The sequence below is a fragment of the Saccharopolyspora sp. NPDC002376 genome (genome assembly GCF_053593195.1).
On the sequence record NZ_JBSFBZ010000094.1, the window covers coordinates 1 to 17,285 of the forward strand.

A 17,285-nucleotide genomic window follows, 5' to 3' on the forward strand; every position below is an offset into this window, starting at 1 on the left:
CGGTGGTGATCATGTTGACCGCACCGAGGATCGTACCCAGGCCGGAGACGACCAGACCCGTGATCCACACGTCAGCGCCGTGGCCCGGCGAGTGCAGGGCGTCCGACAGCGGGGTGTAGGCGAACCAGCCGAAGTCAGCGGCGCCGCCCGGCAGCAAGAAGCCGCTGATGACCAGCAGACCGCCGAACGTGTACAGCCAGTACCCCAGGGCGTTCAACCGCGGGAACGCGACGTCCGGGGAACCGATCTGCAGCGGCAGGATGTAGTTGGCGAAGCCGAACAGGACCGGCGTCGCGTACAGCAGCAGCATCACCGTGCCGTGCATGGTGAACAGCTGGTTGTACTGCTCCTGTGAGAGGAACTGCATCCCCGGGACGGCGAGCTCACCGCGGATCAGCATCGCCATCAGGCCGCCGACCAGGAAGAACGCCATCGACGTGACTAGATAGAGGATGCCGATTTGCTTGTGGTCCGTGGTGCGGAACATCCGCGCCATGAACGAACCCTTGACCGTTTTGCGCACCGGATAGGGGCGCGTGGCGATCGGCTGTGGCGCGACGGCCGTCACGGTGCCTCCTGCACTCCCTTGAATCCTTCGTCGGATCCAGTTGGATCCGCCCCGACCCGGGTGGGTCGGGTGACAGCATGCGACACCCCGCAGGGCGACTGCGGGATGAGCCAGTCGCGATGCCTGCCGACTGCGGATACTAGTCCCGACGCCCGGCCGTAGTTCGGCCGGGCCGTAGCCACCCTATTCATTGGGGCGCTCCCGGTCACCAGGAGTGAGATCGACCCGACAGGCAGCGATCGTGGCGCCTGCGTCGGACATGTCGCCCGAACCCGGCGGGAAGGGGCCGGTTAGCCTACTGACCAAACAGGTCCGGCAGCCCACCTGCGAGCGAGTTCGACGGGCCGCCCTGGGACGACGTCCACCAAATCCTGGAGGGTAAGCAGTGCGGAGGAGCACGATCATCGGCGCGGTGCTGATCGGCGGTCTCGCACTGGCGGGCTGCACGCCTGCCGAGGCACCGAGCGACCAGCCACCGTCCCCCGGAACGCCGCCGTCGGCGACCGCTCAGCAGCACGCCGGTCAGCACGAGGCGGGCGAGCACAGCGAGACCGACCGCGAGTTCGCCCAGCAGCTGCTCGCCAACCGCAAGCAGGTCGTCGAGCTGGCGCAGCTGGCCCAGAGCAACGGGCAGGGCGCCGAGACCAAGGCCCTCGCCACCCAGCTCCAGCAGTCGGCACAGCTGCAGGTCACCCAGCTCGACGCGTTCCTGGCCTCCGCGGCCGGGCAGCCGTCGGACAGCGGCCCGGCGGACGCCACCGACGCGCAGGGCCTGCAGACCCAGCAGCAGCTGGACCAGCTGAAGCAGCTCCAGGGCGCGCAGTTCGACCAGCAGTGGAAGCAGGCCGTGCAGGCGCTGGAGCAGAGCGCCGGGCAGCTGGCCCGCTCCGAGCAGGAGGAGGGCCAGGCCCAGGCCATGCGCAAGCTCGCCGAGGACTTCGTGGCGAACCAGCAGGACGTGCTGACCAAGCTCACCGCCCTCTGATCCGAGGCACCGAACGGGGCCGCAGGCACTTCCGCCTGCGGCCCCGTTCGCGCTCCCTTCAGACGAGGTCGGGGGATGCCAAAGCCCGGTCGACCGTGGAGCTCCGGGCGCTGCCGCCGCCGAACAGCCGTCGGGCCAGCGCTTCCAGCGCTGCCACCAGCAAGGCCACCACGAGGTAGGCGGGCCAGAGCAGCAGGTGCGTGGCCGCCGGGGTGCCGACGGCGAGGAGCTGCTCGTCGAACCCGGCCAGCAGCGCGCCGACTGCCAGCAGCAGCACCGGAAGCAGCAGTCCGGACCGGAGCAGCAGGTAGCTCACCACGGCGAAAGCGAGCATGTTCCCGACCAGCGCCCAGGCCAACAGCCCGCCGGACAACGTGGTTCCGAAAGCGGTGAACGCGGTCGCGATCACGGCCAACACCGCCGCCCACCCGAGCGCCTTCCGGCGGTTCGGCCGTTCCTGACCGCGCAGGAGCCCGCAGAGCGCGACGGCACCGACGAGCACGAGCAGTCGCGGCCAGCCCGCCGCCAACGCCCCGATCCACTGCGGGCCAGTGCCGATCAGCACTCCACCCACCTCGATGCGCGCACCGGAACCCACGACCTCACCGAGCACCGCCACCACCGTGACAGCGCCGAGGCACCACATCGGCCCCCAGGTCCTCCGGCGGTCCGCGAGGATCGCAGTTCCGATCGGGACCGCGTTTCGACTCGCGAGGAACACCAGGCTCGCGGGCACCGCCAACCCGATCAGCACCGGATCGATCGGATACCCGAACAGGACGCCGAGGAACGCGATCAGCGCCGCGTAGGCCGTCCCGAAAGCGGTGCTGCTGATCACAATTCCTCCTGGAACAGCTCGACGACCCGGCGGACGGTGTCCGCGGTGGCTGCCGCGTTGGCCTGCGGGGTTCCGCCGCCTGCGATCCAGAAGAGACCTGGGACCAGCGCTGCCGCGGTGGTGTAGGAAGTCGGGAGGTTGGGCACGTCGAGGATGAAGTGCCCCGCTCCCGGCTGGACCACGTGCTCGGCCCGGTCGCCGAGCCGCTGCGCGGCGACGTCCAGCAGCAGCTGCGATGGCCACAACTCGTCCCGCTCGCCGGACACCAGCAGGAATTCAGCATCGCTGCGTTCGACCGGGATCGCGGCGCGGTCGAGTTCCGCCGGCGTGGCCGTCGTGCCCTGGGTGTCGACGAACTGCCCCGGGCGTCCGCGCGCGGCTGAGGCCAGGAAGCCGACCGGGGACCCGGGCGAATCAATCACCAGCGGCGGGAGGTCGACACCGGTATGCGTCCAGGACGATCCCGGCGGTGCCGCATTGGGGAACACCACTCCGGAACCCACGATCGACGCCACCGCGCCCACGCCGGGCGAGAACGCGCCGAGAACCAGCGCGAACTCGCCACCCCTGGACAACCCGACCACACCGACCCGCCCGTCGGAGATCTCCGGTCGAGCCCGCAGCCAGTCCACCGCGTGGGTGCCGTACTCGACCGGGATCCGGTCCAGCGCGGGTGGCAGCCCGGGCAGCCCGAAGTAGGCCAGGCCCAGCACGGCGAACCCCTTCCCGGCCAGGAAACGCCCCAGCTCGGGGTTCGGCCGACCGCCTTCGGACCCGCCCAGCAGGATCACGCCCGGGTGCGGTCCGGGACCGGGCGGCAGGTGGAGATCGCCGACCAGCCCGTCCTCGTCGATCGGCGTCGACCGCACGCCCGGCGCGTGCAGCGGCACCACCACCGGCGCCTGCGCCACCGTGCGCCCGCCGATGTCGACGCCGAGGGTCAGCTGGATCTCGGGACCGCCCAGCTCCGCCCGCGGTTCGGATACCGGCTCCCCGGACGGCAGCCGCATCGACCACAGCAGTCCGGTGGGGTCCGCTCCTGCGTAGGAGCCGCTGACCGGGGCGTGCTCGGCGATGTCGACGCGCCCGCTTCGATCCGCCGCGAACGTCGCCCACGACGTCCACAGCCGACCGCGGTCGTCGGTCATCCGCGCCCACACCGAAGCCCGCTCCCCCGGCACCAACCCGCTCACGACCGCCTCCAGCGGCTCGTCGATCGCACCACCGCCGACGTCCAGCGAGGGGGCGGCCCGGGCAGTGCCCGCGCACCCCGCGAGCAGCAGCGCCACGGCCAGCAGGCCGATCACACGTCTCATCGAAGCCTCCACTCCAAGATCGAGTGGGGTCGACGGTGCGGTCTCCCGCGACTGGAGGGTCAAGTCGCGGAACCCGATCCTCCCCTTCCGCGCAGGTCCAGCAGAACCTACTATGAGTAGCCTACCGCCGAGTAGATAACCGCGGAGCAAGGGAGTGCACATGCCGAACGTGTCCGGCAAGGTCGTCCTGATCACCGGTGCCGCGCGGGGGATCGGCGCGCAGACCGCCCGGGAGCTGGCCCGCCGCGGCGCACGGCTCGCCCTGGTCGGCTTGGAGCCCGACGAGCTGGCCGCCGTCGCGGCGGAGCTCGGCGAGGGGCACTTCTGGACCGAGGCCGACGTCACCGACGGCGACTCGATCAAGGCCGCGGTGGACGCCGCCGCCGAACAGCTCGGCCGCATCGACGTGGTCATCGCCAACGCCGGGATCGCTCCTATCGGCACCGTGCGCAAGAGCGATCCGCGCGCGTTCACCAAGACCATCGACGTCAACATCAACGGCGTCTTCCACACCGCCCGCGCCGCCCTGCCGCACCTGATCGAGCGCCGCGGCTACCTGCTGGTGGTTTCGTCCCTGTCGGCGTTCACGCCGATCGGCGGCATGGCCGCCTACACCGCGAGCAAGTCCGGCGCGGAGGCGCTCGCCAGCGCGCTGCGCACGGAGGTGTCACACCTGGGCGTGATGGTGGGCAGCGCGCATCCGTCGTGGATCGACACCGACATGGTGCGCGACGTGGCGCAGGACCTGAGCGCCTTCGAAGCGATGCGCAAGCGCCTGCCGTGGCCGATGCGCTCCACCACGAGCGTGCAGGACTGCGCCAAGGCCTTCGCCGACGGCGTCGAGCGGCGCGCCCGCCGGGTCTACGTGCCGCGCGCGGTCGCGCTGATGCACTGGCTGCGCAACCTCCCCGCGTCCGGGCTCGTCGAGGCCCTGATGCGGCCGACCGTGCGCCGCCTGATCCCGAAGATGGAGCAGGAGGTCGACGCGCTCGGCCGCTCCCTCAGCGAGCGCAACCAGAAGATTCAGGGCTGATCGGGTTGGGACCGGTGGCCGGGGGTGTCTGACGCGGAAGGTTTCCCCGGCCACCGGAGTTCATCGCGAGCGCTGCTCGCTGAGCACGCCTCGCTCTTGTTCGCTCTTGGCGATCAGCGTCCACACCGTGTGCCCGGCGCGGCCGCTGGCGCTGTGCTGCGGACGGCTGCCGAGCCAGTGCGGCAGTCGCAGAACACCCGGCCACCGAAGAATCCACAGTGGATCATCCGGCGAACCGGAAAACCGTTGGGAATGCACATCTCCAGCGGTCGGCGTTGACCGACTTTCGTCTGAGCGTCAGGGTTCGGGAGCGGTCGGACACCGCTTCGGGGGCCACGGCGCCCGAACACAGGCGTGGACTCGCCGGATGAAACCGCAGGTGAGACGCCACCTCATCACCCCAGCAGGGGTCCGCTGCACGTCCACCTCCCCGACTCGCCCCGCGCCACTTTCCGAATAGTTCCGAAATCGACCCGGTCGCTGTTGAACATAACGACCGGAGAACGGCGCGCCAGCTCCGTGACCAAAACCCGCCAGGCCACCCGGAAACGTCCACAGAGGACTAGAAAATCGATTCGACAACACCTCACCAGCCCTTTTCATTCGACGGACCACGGGGTGCGATCTGTTGTTCACACAATTCACACGGGAGGTACGGCGAATTCACAAGACGAAGAAGTCCCTAACAGCCGAACGAGAAGCCCAATGGCTCACCGTGGTGACACCCCAACCAGCCAGCGCATGAAGGGTCGTGAGTGCAAAACAGGGCTGGAACACTGCTGCGCACTCACGACCCGAACCCCTAACGGGCAGCGTCAAAACCCCCAGCCTTGATCCGCCCGACGAACGGACCCCAACCGGACGCCCCAACCCACAACGCCGGCCCACCCTGATCCTTCGAGTCCCGAACCCCAACAACGCGCTGCCCTAATCGAACCTCAACGCAGTGATCGTTCCCGCTTCCGCTGTAGCTGCTCTTGAACCACTCGTCACCAGCAACGATCCGCACCTCAACACAGTTGTCGCTGTTGTTCGAGCTGTAACTGCTCTTGAACCACCCGGTGTCCAACACTTCGCGCAACTTAGTTCAACCTCTTCCGCTTCCGAACCAACTCGGCTTTGGTCTCATCATGATCCAGCGCGAGATCGGCGAGCCGTTGGAACGTTCGGAGCATTGACGAGGTGTCCTCTGCCGCGTCGTAAAAGGCAGACGGGCCGATCACGACCGACGCGAAGCCCACCCGTGGCACGGCGGCGCCGAACTCCAGGACGGTCAGCCCACCTCCGCGCGCCGGGTTGTTCGGCACCGCGCGCGGGAGCAGCTGAACAGTCATCTCATCGCGGGTCTTCATGACTTCCAGCAGGTGATCCAGCTGCTCAGCCATCACTTCCGGGCCGTCAACCGCGTCGTCCAGCGCTGCTTCGCCGATCACGAAGTGGAACTTCTTCCCCGCCGTATCCCGCCAGACCAGCTCCTGTCGCTGCGCCCGGAAGTTCGTCCGCGTTTGACGCGTCTGGTCTGGCACGTCCCACCAGACACCCTCCGCAGCTCGAAACAGAGCGTCCATGTAGGACAGTGATTGCAACAAACCCGGCACGACGCCGGATCTGCGCACTCACGACCCTGGTTGGCGGCCCAAGAGGGCTGCGAGTTTTTCGAGGGGTGGGGCTGTTTCCGGGACTTCTTGAGGTGGGGCGAAGGGGCTTCGGGTCGGGGGGATTTCGGGGAGCATCGACTTGGTGAAGTCGAGTTGGCGTTCGACTGCTTCGTTGGCGTAGCGGGGTTTCTGGTCCGTTGCTCGGGCGAGGTCCCAGCCGTGGACGAGCTCTTCGACTGCTCGCAGGTGGACTGCGGCGATACCGAGGACTTCGCCTGCCGGGACTCGGAAGCGCTGCTCCAGGACGCCTGGCCTGCGGAACGCGGCGAGCAGGCCTTCAGCCGCGCTTCGGTAGGCGGCCGCCGGGTCGTTGCCGAGGACGTCGCTGTTGGTCGGGTCCAGAGCTCCGGGTGCGAGAGCCACCTCGCCGCACAGGATGCCGTTGAAGAGCCGGTGTCCGATGACCATGTGGCTGACCAGCTCGCGAACGTTCCAGTCCGGGCACGGCGTCGCGGAGTCCCACTGGTCGCGCTGCACTCCGGCGACGAGCTCGCCAGTGGCGGTGAGGACCAGCGCGAGGTCGTCGATGGGCGAAGCGGTCATGGGATCCCTCCACGATGGCCGGCGGTTCGCCCGGACAGTACTGGAACTCCACCAACCCGTGGCCGAAACTCAGTCCTTCTTCCGGCGGAAGAGGTTGAGGATCGGGTCGTAGCGACGGTCCGCCACCCGCTCTTTCAGGGGGATCAGGGCGTTGTCCGTTATTTGGATGTTCTCCGGGCAGACGTCCGTGCAGCACTTCGTGATGTTGCAGAAGCCCAGGCCGTGCTCTCCCCCGGCTTCTTCCGGGCGGTTCTCCGCTTCGTCGAGGGGGTGCATGTCCAGTTCCGCCACTCGCATCAGGAAGCGGGGGCCGGAGAACGCCTGCTTGTTGTCGTCGTGGTCCCGGATCACGTGGCAGGTGTTCTGGCAGAGGAAGCACTCGATGCACTTGCGGAACTCCTGCGAGCGCTGGACGTCCACCTGCTGCATCCGGTACTCACCCGGTTCCAGGCCCGCCGGCGGCTGGAACGCCGAGACCTCTCGGGCCTTCTCGTAGTTGTACGACACGTCCGTCACCAGGTCTTTGACCAGTGGGAACGTTCGCATCGGGGTGACCGTGATGGTGTCCGCGCGGTCGAAGGTGGACATGCGGGTCATGCACATCAGGCGGGGGCGGCCGTTGATCTCCGCCGAGCACGAGCCGCACTTGCCCGCTTTGCAGTTCCACCGCACCGCCAGGTCCGGGCACTGGGTGGCCTGCAGCCGGTGGATGATGTCGAGCACCACCTCACCCTCGTTGACCTCGACGGTGTAGTCGCGCAGCCCGCCGTCGTCCGCGCCGCGCCACACCCGGAAGTGCGCCTGGTATCCCATCAGATTTCCCCAACCTGGACGTTTCCGAGCTCTTCTCCGGTGTAGTACTTGCGCAGTTCCTCCAGCTTGAACAGCTCCAGCAGGTCGTCGCGCATCGACGGCTGCAGCTGCTCGACCACCTCGACTCGGTCGACCACCAGCTCGCACACCAGCAGCTTTCGGCGCCACTCGGCGTCCATCGCCGGATGGTCGTCTCGGGTGTGTCCGCCGCGGCTTTCGGTGCGCAGCAGCGCCGCGCGCGCCACGCATTCGCTGACCAGCAGCATGTTCCGCAGGTCCAGGGCCAGGTGCCAGCCCGGGTTGAACTGGCGGTTGCCCTCGACCGCGAGGTGCTGCGCGCGGTCCCTGATGTCGCGCAGCTTCTCCAGCGCCTGCCGCATTTCCTGGCCGCGGCGGATGATTCCGACCAGGTCGTTCATCACCTGCTGGAGTTCCGAATGCAGCGAGTACGGGTTCTCCCCCACCGGCTGGGACGACGCGATGAACGGATCCTGCGCCCGCCGGGCTGCATCGTCCACATCGGACTCCGCGATGCTCGGGCGGATACCCAGCGAGGACACGTAGCCAGCCGCTCCGGCACCCGCACGGCGGCCGAAGACCAGCAGGTCGGACAGCGAATTCCCGCCCAGGCGGTTGGATCCGTGCATCCCGCCCGCCACCTCACCGGCGGCGAACAGGCCGGGCACCCGCGACGCCGCGGTGTCCGGGTCGACCTCCACGCCGCCCATCACGTAGTGGCAGGTCGGGCCGACCTCCATCGCCTCTGCGGTGATGTCCACATCGGCCAGTTCCTTGAACTGGTGGTACATCGACGGCAGCCGCTGGGTGATCTTCTCCGCGGGCAGCCGGGTGGCCACGTCCAGGAACACACCGCCGTGCTCGGACCCGCGACCCTCCTTGACCTCGTTGTTGATCGCCCGCGCCACCTCGTCGCGGGGCAGCAGCTCGGGCGGGCGGCGGTTGTTGTCCGGGTCGTCGTACCAGCGGTCCGCCTCGGCCTCGTTGTCGGCGTAGTTGTCCTTGAACACCTCGGGGATGTAGCCGAACATGAACCGATCGCCCTCGGAGTTGCGCAGGACTCCGCCGTCGCCGCGCACCGACTCGGTGACCAGGATTCCCTTCACGCTCGGCGGCCACACCATGCCGGTCGGGTGGAACTGGACGAACTCCATGTTGATCAGCGCCGCCCCGGCGCGCATCGCCAGCGCGTGCCCGTCGCCGGTGTACTCCCAGGAGTTGGAGGTGACCTTGAACGACTTGCCGATGCCGCCGGTCGCCACGATCACCGCGGGCGCCTCGAACAGCACGAACCGCCCGGACTCCCGCCAGTACCCGAACGCGCCGGAGATCCGGCCGTCGTCCTTGAGCAGCTCGGTGACCGTGCACTCCTGGAACACCTTGATCCGCGCCTCGTAATCACCGAAGTTGGCGTGGTCTTCCTGTTGCAGCGAAACGACCTTCTGCTGCAGCGTGCGGATCAGCTCCAGCCCGGTGCGGTCCCCGACGTGCGCCAAGCGCGGGTACTCGTGGCCGCCGAAGTTGCGCTGGCTGATCCGCCCGTCCGCGGTGCGGTCGAACAGCGCGCCGTAGGTCTCCAGCTCCCACACCCGCTGCGGCGCTTCCTTCGCGTGCAGCTCGGCCATCCGCCAGTTGTTCAGGAACTTCCCGCCGCGCATGGTGTCGCGGAAGTGCACCTGCCAGTTGTCGCGGGAGTTGACGTTGCCCATCGAGGCCGCGATGCCGCCTTCGGCCATCACCGTGTGCGCCTTGCCGAACAACGACTTGCACACCACGGCGGTGCGCAGGCCCTGCGACCGGGTCTCGATCGCCGCGCGCAGACCTGCGCCACCGGCGCCGATCACGACCACGTCGTACTCGTGCCGTTCGATCTCCACTATCGACGTCCTTCTAGTTGAAAAGTCTCGGGTCTGAAAGCGCGCCGCTGGCCACCAACATCACGTAGAGGTCCACGAGGGCCACCGATACCAGCGATGACCAGGCGAGCAGCATGTGCTTGCCGTTGAGCCAGGTGACCTTGGTCCAGAACCAGTAGCGCACCGGGTGCTTGGAGAAGTGGTTGATCCGGCCGCCGATCAGGTGCCGGCAGGAGTGGCAGGACAGCGTGTACGACCACAGCAGCACCACGTTGACCACCATCAGCAGGCCGCCGAGCCCGATGCCGAAACCGCCGTCAGCGCCGTGGAAAGCGATCACCGTGTCGTAGGTGAGCACCGCCGCCACGATCAGCGCCGCGTAGAAGAAGTAGCGGTGCACGTTCTGCATGATCAGCGGGAAGCGGGTTTCGCCGGAGTAGCGGCGGTGCGGTTCGGCGACCGCGCAGGCCGGGGGCGACGCCCAGAACGACCGGTAGTAGGCCTTCCGGTAGTAGTAGCAGGTCAGCCGGAAGCCGAGGACGAACGGCAGCACGAAGATCGGCGGCGGCACGAACGGCCCGAGGTCGGGGGCCGGCTGACCCCAGTGGCTGGCGCCCGGCACGCAGGCCGTGGACAGGCACGGCGAGTAGAACGGCGCCAGGTAGTGGTACTCGGGAACCCAGTACCACTGGTTCATGAACGTGCGGATCACGCCGTAGATCACGAAGGCCAGCAGCGCGAAGAAAGTGACGAGCGGCGGCAACCACCACCGGTCGGTGCGCAGCGTACGCACGGAGATCCGTGCCCGGCCGGTAGCGGAAGGGGGAGCGGACATTCGCAGACCTCGTTGTCGGTTTTTGTCCGGAGATGCTCACCTGACGTTGTGGGGTGGCCGGTGCTACTGGGGGGCTCGGCCGCCCAGGCCCTCGTCGTCGGCGTCCTGCCACAGCGACGGGTCGTAGGGGGTGTCGGGCACGACCACGACTTCCTCGGACTCGATGCCGCGCCGTTGGGCCGGCATGACGCTGGAGAGCTCGGCGACGTCGATGTCGAGGCGTTCCACGTCGTTGTGCAGGCGACGCACGGCTGGAGCGTCGCCGTATCGGGCGCGCACAGCTCCGACGCTGCTGCGCAGCTGCGTCAGGACGCGTTGGAGCTCGGCCAGTTCGGTGGTCGTGGCCATCGGCGAACACCTCTTCCGCCTGGGTGGTGGCTCTTTACTGCACCGACTCTGCCCCCAACGGTGATTTGTGACAAGCACCACAAAGCTGATCTCGGCCAGGTTCCCCCGCTCGAGCCATCGCGCTAGGACGGGCGGTCGGCCATGTCCGCCAAACCCGCGAGCAGCGGCTGCAACCCCAGCTCGAACTGGTCGTCGAAGCTCAGCCCCCGGGTCAGCCGCGCTGAGGACACCACGTGCGGGAAGTCCTCCTCCGGCAGGGACTGCATCGGCGAGACCGCACCGTCGCGCTCGCCGAGCAGACCTCAGTGCTCCAGCACCTCTCCGGCGACCGCTTCACGCTGGGCGTCGGGCGCGGGCAGCCGCTGATCGACCAGGAGGTGTTCGGCACCGGAATGGCCGGTTTCCGCGACATCGCCGAGCCCGTGGCACTGCTCGAAGAAGCACTGCGGCAAGGACGCGCGAAGGGCAGTGGCCAGCGGTACCAGTTCGACGAAGTCGCGATCACGCCGGAACCACCGGCCCGCCGAATACCGTTTGTGCTGGCGTCCTCGTCCCCCGAATCAGCCCGACTGGCGGGCCGCCACGGACTCCCCGTGCTGCTCGGCCCGTTCATCGACGTGGCGACCAAGCGCGCCGTGCTCGACGCGCACGCCGCTGCAGTGGCGGAGCACGGCCACCAGCTGGAGCCGCAGGACAACATCGACTCGGCGTACTTCGCCATCGCCGACGACACCCCGACCGCGGAGAAGCTGCTGACCACCGGCATCGCGGACGTCGAACTGCAAATCGCGAAGTTCGGCAAACCACTGGTCGAACGCCCGGCGCCGACCGCCGAGCAAACCCTCGCCGAAGCCGCGAAGCTGACCGACTGCCACATCGCCGGCGACGTCGCGGAATGCCGCAGGCGCCTGGCCGACCGGGCGGCGAAGCTGGGAGTCGGCCGCGTCCTGCTGATGCCCGAAGGCGCCGGATCCCACGACGCAACACTGCGCACGATCCGCGCAGCCTCGCAGGTATTCCAACCCTGATCGGAATGTCTATTCCGAACGCTCATGCTGCACCGAAATCTCCGTTGTGATGACAGCTGAAGCGCGCAACGCTGGAACGCACTCCGGATCGACAGCGCCGGGCCTCTCGGCGGGGCGGTGAATGCTGTCCAGACGCACCGGGACAACGCCGCAAAGCGGACGGCAAAAGTCGCGCTGAGTCTTGTGGATCGTCATTCGCACCAGCAGACTCACTGGTCGGTTCCCGAAACTGATCGTTCTGACTGCGAGGCAGCATTGAGCATTCTCGGCACCCGGGTCGAACGCCGCGAAGACCCGCGCCTTCTCACCGCCGGCGGGACCTACGTCGACGACCTGCGCGAGCCCGAGCTGGACGGTGCGCTGCACGTGACCTTCGTGCGCAGCCCGCTGGCGCACGCCAGAATCACCGAGATCGACACCGATGAGGCCAAAGACCTGCCCGGGGTGCTCGGCGTGTTCACCGGCGCCGACGTCGACCTCCCCCCATTCCCGGCGGACACCGGGATGAGCGGCCCACCACCAGCGGCGATGGCTCGTCCGCACCTGGCCCGCGAGATCGCGCGCTACGTCGGGGAACCGGTGGCCGTGGTGGTCACCGAGACCCGCGCCCAGGGCGAGGACGCTGCCGAGACCATCTCGGTCGACTACGACCCGCTGGACCCAGTGGTCGACGTCGACGACGCCCTGCGCGACGAGGTCCTGCTGTTCTCCGACGCGGGCACCAACATCACCGGCACCAGCGGTGAACTGGACGAATCGCTGTTCGCCGACTGCGAGGTCGTGGTCCGCAAGCAGATCGAGAACCAACGGCTGGCCGCCGCGCCGCTGGAGGTGCGCACCGCGGCCTGCGCCTGGAACGGCGACAAGGTCACCGTGTGGCTGTCCAACCAGAACGCGCAGAGCTGCCGCGACGCGCTGATGGCCAACCTCGGGCTGCCGCGCGAGCAGGTCCGGGTGATCACCCCCGATGTCGGCGGCGGGTTCGGCGCCAAGATCGGCATCGACAGGAGGCCGCACTGCTGCCCTTCCTGGCCAAGCGGGTCGGGCGTCCGGTCAAGTGGGTGGAGAGCCGCAGCGAGAACCTGGTCGGGATGACCCACGGCCGCGCGCAGCGGCAGGTGGTGGCCATCGGCGGTCGCCGCGACGGCACGGTGCTCGCCTACCAGCTCGACCTCGTGCAGGACGTCGGCGCCTACCCGCGGATGGGCGCGTTCCTGCCGCTGTTCACCCGGTTCATGGCCAGCGGCGTCTACGACATCCCGAAGGTGCAGTCGCGGGCCCGCGCGGTGGTCACCAACACCACCCCGGTCGGCGCCTACCGCGGTGCGGGACGCCCGGAAGCGACCGCGGCCGTCGAGCGGGCGATGGACCTGTTCGCCGCCGAGATCGACGTCGACCCCGCCGAGGTGCGGCGTCGCAACCTGGTGCGGCCCGAGCAGTTCCCGTTCGACACCCCGGGCGGGATGACCTACGACACCGGCGAGTACGTCAAGGGCCTGGACGCGGTCCTGGAAGCCGCCGACTACCAGGCACTTCGCGAGCAACAGGCCAAGCGCCGGACCGAGGGCTCCGCCCGCCAGCTGGGCATCGGCCTGGCCAGCTACGTGGAGATCACCGCGCCGAACAACACCGAGGGCGAGACCGGGCACGTGGAGATCCGCCCGGATGGCAGCGTCCTGGTGCTCACCGGCAGCTCCCCGCACGGGCAGGGCCACTGGACCTCTTACGCGATGCTGGTGTCCGAGCAGCTGGGCATCGACCTGGACAAGATCGAGGTCGTGCACGGCGACACCGATCTGATCCCCGAGGGCGTGGGCACGATGGGCTCGCGGTCGCTGCAGCTGGGCGGGTCGGCGGTGCACCGGGCGGCGGTGGACGTCAAGGACAAGGCGCGCAAGCTGGCCGCCGAGCTGATCGAGATCGACGAAGCCGACCTCGAGCTGACCGAGGGCAAGTGGCAGGTGCGCGGCACGCCGAACATCGCGCTGTCCTGGGCCGAACTGGCGGAGAAGTCCGAGGACGTGCTGGCCTCCGACGTGCGGTTCACCGAGGACCGGCCGACCTTCCCGTTCGGCTCGCACCTCGCGGTGGTCGAAGTCGACACCGAGACCGGCAAGGTCGACTACCTCCGGCACGTGACCGTCGACGATGCCGGGACGATCATCAACCCGATCCTCACCGAGGGCCAGCGCCACGGCGGCATCGCTCAGGGCGCCGCGCAAGCACTGCTCGAGGAGGTCTCCTACGACGCCGACGGCAACCCGCAGAACGCCAACCTCGCCGACTACGCCTTCATCACCGCGGCCGAGCTGCCCAGCTTCGAGCTGCTCACGATGGAAACCCCGACCACGCTCAACCCGTTGGGGGTGAAGGGGATCGGCGAAGCGGGCACCATCGGAGCCACCCCCGCGGTGCAGAACGCGGTGGTGGACGCCCTCGCCCACCTCGGCGTCCGGCACATCGACATGCCGACCACGCCCGAACGGGTGTGGCGGGCGATCAACGAGGCATAGAAGACCGGTGGAATTGGTTCAGGTGGAGTGATCGACCGTTTCCCGACGGCCGCTCATCCGCCACTTGCTTAGGAGTTCGATTCGTGCAAGTTTCGATCAACGTCAACGGCGAGCAGCGCAGCCACGAGGTCGAGGACCGCACCCTGCTCGTCCAGTACCTGCGGGACAACTGCGAACTGACCGGCACCAACATCGGTTGCGACACCACGTCCTGCGGCGCATGCACGGTGCTGCTCGACGGCGAGTCGGTGAAGTCGTGCACCGTGCTGGCCGCTCAGGTGGACGGCCAAGAGGTGACCACCATCGAGGGCCTCGCCGACGGCGAGCAGCTGCACCCGATGCAGCGCGCGTTCCAGAAGGAGCACGGCCTGCAGTGCGGGTTCTGCACCCCGGGCATGGTGATGGCCTCGGTGTCCCTGGTGGAGGAGAACCCGAACCCGACGGAAGCCGACGTGCGCGCCGGGCTCGAGGGCAACCTCTGCCGCTGCACCGGGTACCACAACATCGTCCGCGCCGTGCTGAGCGCGGCCGAGGAGAAGTCGGGGGCCGCGGAATGATCCCTGCCGCGTTCACCTACAAGAAGGCCGGTTCCGTCGAGGAGGCGCTGGGCCTGCTCGCCGAGCACGGCGACGACGCGAAGCTGCTGGCCGGCGGGCATTCCCTGCTACCGCTGATGAAGCTGCGGCTGGCGGTGCCGGAAGTGCTGATCGACGTAGGCGGGCTGCGCGAGCTGTCCTACATCCGCGAGGACGGCGACCAGGTCCGCATCGGCGCGCTGACCCGGCACCACGACCTGGAGCACTCCGAGCTGCTGCAGCGGGAAGTGCCGCTGCTGGCGCACGCGGCGGGCACCATCGGTGACCCGCAGGTCCGCCACCGCGGCACGATCGGCGGCTCGCTGGTGCACGGTGACCCGGCCTCGGACCTGCCGGCGGTGGCGCTGGCGCTGGACGCGGTGGTGGTCGCGCAGGGTCCGTCTGGCACGCGGGAGATCCCGGCGACGGAGTTCTTCACCGACTTCTTCGAAACGGCGCTCGGCGAGGACGAGCTCCTGGTGGAGATCCGGGTGGCCAAGAACCCGACGCAGGGCTGGGACTTCCAGAAGTTCACCAAGCGCGCGATCGACTGGGCCGTGGTCGGGGTAGCCGTCGCAGGCCAGCGCGTGGCGCTGGTGAACATGGGCCCGGCGCCGATGCGGGCGCGCGGTGTCGAGGAGGCCCTGGCGAGCGGGGCGAGCCCGGCCGAAGCCGCGGAGCGAGCGGCGGAGGACACCTCCCCGCCGGACCAGGCCAGCGCGAGCGCGACCTACCGCAAGCACCTGGCGAAGGTCCTGGTCAGAAGGGCCCTGGAGAACGCCGCAACCCGCGGCGTGTAACCGCCGAGACGAAGGGGCCCGCGACCTGGTCGCGGGCCCCTCGTTCACCCGGGTCCAAATAACAGCGGCGCGAAGCGCCACCTTGGGGGGCGGCGGTCGGGCGAAGGGCTGGCCCAATTTCGCGCGAAATTGACGTTCACCCGGGTGATGGTCAATTTCTCGCGAAATTGGCAACCCGCCCGACGCGCCAGGGCATGTCGGGACTGGACACGCCCAGGGAACCCGGTCGACAACTCGGGTAGGTTCCGGGGACGTGATCGAGATCGACTCCGCCTTCGTCACCGAACCGCGCGCCACCTACGCCCGACTCCGCGAGCAAGGCCCGGTCCACCGCGCCACCGCCCCGGACGGCACGTCGATCTGGCTGGTCACGCGCTACTCCGACGTCCGCGCCGCGCTGGCCGATCCCCGGCTGTCGCTGGACAAGAAGAACTCCACCGGCGGCTACAGCGGCTTCTCGCTGCCGCCCGCGCTGGACGCGAACCTGCTGAACATGGACGCCCCGGAGCACACCCGGCTGCGCCGGATCATCGGCAAGGCCTTCGCCCCGCGCCAGATCGAGCCGCTGCGCCCCCGCGTCCAGCAGCTCGCCGACGCCCTGCTGGACGACCTGACCGAGCGCGAAGCAGACCTGATGCCGGCCTACTGCGGACCGCTGCCGATCGCGGTGATCTGCGAGCTGCTCGGCGTCGGCGAGACCGACCGGCCGGACTTCCGCTCCTGGACGGACAACCTGCTCGCCCCGGAAACCCCCGGCCAGGCCCGCAACGCGCTCGCCGCGCTCCACGGCTACCTGCTCGACCTGATCGCCGCGAAGCGCTCGAACCCCGGCACGGACTTCCTGAGCACGCTGGTCTCGCTGCGCGACGAGGAAGACCGGCTCTCCGAGGACGAGCTGACCTCCGCGGCGTTCCTGGTGTTGTTCGCGGGCTACGAGAACACGGTGAACGTCCTGGGCAACGGCCTGGTCGCACTGCTGACCAACCCAACAGCGCTCGCCCGAGCAAGCCAGGTCATCACACCGGCCACTGTGGACGAACTGCTGCGCTTCGACCCGCCACCCCAGCTCGCGATCCGCCGATTCCCCCTGGAGGACGTGAAAATCGGCGGCGTGACCATCCCAGCAGGCGAAACCGTCCTGCTATCCCTGGTCTCGGCCCACCACGACCCCGGCCGCTACGCCGATCCCGATCACTTGGATCTGGACCGAGCGGACAACCCGCACCTGGCCTTCGGTCACGGACCGCACTACTGCCTCGGCGCCGCCCTCGCCCGAATGGAAGCAGAGATCGGCCTGAACACGCTGCTCACCCGCTTCCCCGACCTGGCCTTGGCGGTCCCGGAACAAGAACTCCACTGGCGGAACTCCTTCCGCAACCGAGGCCTCCGCACCCTCCCCGTCACCCTCCGCTGACCGGCTTCCCCGACGCGATTTCCATTGAAATCAGACGTCCGATTTCCATTGAGGTTTTTCCAGGCTCGTTTTGCGTGGCGGTGCGGGTGGCGGAACCTCAGACGCCGCCTGGCTGCGGGATCCCGTTTTTATGTATGTCCAATA

17 protein-coding genes and 1 pseudogene are annotated in these 17,285 nt (G+C 68.6%); 7 read left to right on the forward strand and 11 right to left on the reverse strand.

Annotation, left to right across the window (positions count from 1 at the left end; all coding sequences use genetic code 11):
* Window positions 1-568: cbb3-type cytochrome c oxidase subunit I (locus ACWCO2_RS35170; RefSeq protein ID WP_450132131.1), on the reverse strand; the 568-nt coding region annotated here is incomplete at its 3' end.
* 385 nt (window positions 569-953) lie between these two features.
* On the opposite strand from ACWCO2_RS35170, the gene ACWCO2_RS35175 reads away from it, so the two are divergent.
* Window positions 954-1,553 carry a DUF305 domain-containing protein gene (locus tag ACWCO2_RS35175; RefSeq protein ID WP_450132132.1) on the forward strand — a complete coding sequence of 200 codons (600 nt, stop codon included), beginning with the start codon at window positions 954-956 and terminating at the stop codon, window positions 1,551-1,553.
* Between the two features lie 58 nt (window positions 1,554-1,611).
* Here the strand turns inward: ACWCO2_RS35175 and ACWCO2_RS35180 are convergent, their stop codons facing one another.
* Together ACWCO2_RS35180 and ACWCO2_RS35185 are read right to left on the reverse strand one after the other, a co-directional pair.
* Window positions 1,612-2,391, reverse strand: coding sequence for a hypothetical protein (locus ACWCO2_RS35180; protein WP_450132133.1), 780 nt, complete (start codon window positions 2,389-2,391; stop codon window positions 1,612-1,614).
* A complete protein-coding gene (locus ACWCO2_RS35185; RefSeq protein WP_450132134.1) occupies window positions 2,388-3,707 on the reverse strand; it encodes an acyl-CoA thioesterase/bile acid-CoA:amino acid N-acyltransferase family protein in 1,320 nt (439 codons plus the stop codon). Before ACWCO2_RS35185 ends, ACWCO2_RS35180 begins: the two co-directional genes overlap by 4 nt.
* Window positions 3,708-3,867: 160 nt before the next feature.
* Between ACWCO2_RS35185 and ACWCO2_RS35190 the strand changes: the two genes are divergently transcribed.
* Window positions 3,868-4,740 (forward strand): SDR family oxidoreductase, encoded by an 873-nt coding sequence (locus tag ACWCO2_RS35190; protein WP_450132135.1) that lies wholly within the window; start codon window positions 3,868-3,870, stop codon window positions 4,738-4,740.
* An 802-nt stretch (window positions 4,741-5,542) separates the two neighbouring features.
* Here the strand turns inward: ACWCO2_RS35190 and ACWCO2_RS35195 are convergent.
* The 8 genes from ACWCO2_RS35195 to ACWCO2_RS35230 all read right to left on the reverse strand — a co-directional run bounded on the left by ACWCO2_RS35195 (window position 5,543) and on the right by ACWCO2_RS35230 (window position 11,077).
* Window positions 5,543-5,812 (reverse strand): DUF397 domain-containing protein, encoded by a 270-nt coding sequence (locus tag ACWCO2_RS35195; RefSeq protein WP_450132145.1) that lies wholly within the window; start codon window positions 5,810-5,812, stop codon window positions 5,543-5,545.
* Between the two features lie 10 nt (window positions 5,813-5,822).
* Window positions 5,823-6,356: a DUF5753 domain-containing protein gene (locus tag ACWCO2_RS35200; protein WP_450132136.1), complete on the reverse strand. Its 534-nt coding sequence runs from the start codon at window positions 6,354-6,356 to the stop codon at window positions 5,823-5,825.
* On the reverse strand, window positions 6,357-6,941 hold the full coding sequence (locus tag ACWCO2_RS35205; RefSeq protein ID WP_450132137.1) for a TIGR03086 family metal-binding protein: 585 nt from the start codon (window positions 6,939-6,941) through the stop codon (window positions 6,357-6,359). It abuts the gene before it with no gap.
* A 69-nt stretch (window positions 6,942-7,010) separates the two neighbouring features.
* On the reverse strand, window positions 7,011-7,754 hold the full coding sequence (locus ACWCO2_RS35210; protein WP_450132138.1) for a succinate dehydrogenase/fumarate reductase iron-sulfur subunit: 744 nt from the start codon (window positions 7,752-7,754) through the stop codon (window positions 7,011-7,013).
* On the reverse strand, window positions 7,754-9,652 hold the full coding sequence (locus ACWCO2_RS35215) for a fumarate reductase/succinate dehydrogenase flavoprotein subunit (RefSeq protein ID WP_450132146.1): 1,899 nt from the start codon (window positions 9,650-9,652) through the stop codon (window positions 7,754-7,756). The genes ACWCO2_RS35210 and ACWCO2_RS35215 overlap by 1 nt, the downstream gene beginning before the upstream one ends.
* 10 nt (window positions 9,653-9,662) lie before the next feature.
* Window positions 9,663-10,463 carry a hypothetical protein gene (locus ACWCO2_RS35220; protein WP_450132139.1) on the reverse strand — a complete coding sequence of 267 codons (801 nt, stop codon included), beginning with the start codon at window positions 10,461-10,463 and terminating at the stop codon, window positions 9,663-9,665.
* A gap of 63 nt (window positions 10,464-10,526) precedes the next feature.
* A complete protein-coding gene (locus tag ACWCO2_RS35225) occupies window positions 10,527-10,811 on the reverse strand; it encodes a hypothetical protein (protein WP_450132140.1) in 285 nt (94 codons plus the stop codon).
* Window positions 10,812-10,933: 122 nt separating this feature from the next.
* Window positions 10,934-11,077, reverse strand: coding sequence for a hypothetical protein (locus ACWCO2_RS35230; RefSeq protein WP_450132141.1), 144 nt, complete (start codon window positions 11,075-11,077; stop codon window positions 10,934-10,936).
* A gap of 39 nt (window positions 11,078-11,116) precedes the next feature.
* On the opposite strand from ACWCO2_RS35230, the gene ACWCO2_RS35235 reads away from it, so the two are divergent.
* From ACWCO2_RS35235 to ACWCO2_RS35255, 5 genes and pseudogenes are all read left to right on the forward strand, one after another.
* Entirely contained in the window at window positions 11,117-11,839 is a 723-nt protein-coding gene (locus ACWCO2_RS35235; protein WP_450132142.1) for an LLM class flavin-dependent oxidoreductase, read from the forward strand.
* A gap of 255 nt (window positions 11,840-12,094) precedes the next feature.
* A pseudogene (locus ACWCO2_RS35240) lies at window positions 12,095-14,352 on the forward strand (xanthine dehydrogenase family protein molybdopterin-binding subunit).
* A gap of 83 nt (window positions 14,353-14,435) precedes the next feature.
* Entirely contained in the window at window positions 14,436-14,909 is a 474-nt protein-coding gene (locus ACWCO2_RS35245) for a (2Fe-2S)-binding protein (RefSeq protein WP_270949545.1), read from the forward strand.
* Window positions 14,906-15,727 (forward strand): FAD binding domain-containing protein, encoded by an 822-nt coding sequence (locus tag ACWCO2_RS35250; RefSeq protein ID WP_450132143.1) that lies wholly within the window; start codon window positions 14,906-14,908, stop codon window positions 15,725-15,727. Before ACWCO2_RS35245 ends, ACWCO2_RS35250 begins: the two co-directional genes overlap by 4 nt.
* A 253-nt stretch (window positions 15,728-15,980) precedes the next feature.
* On the forward strand, window positions 15,981-17,141 hold the full coding sequence (locus ACWCO2_RS35255; RefSeq protein ID WP_450132144.1) for a cytochrome P450 family protein: 1,161 nt from the start codon (window positions 15,981-15,983) through the stop codon (window positions 17,139-17,141).
* Window positions 17,142-17,285: the final 144 nt, after the last annotated feature.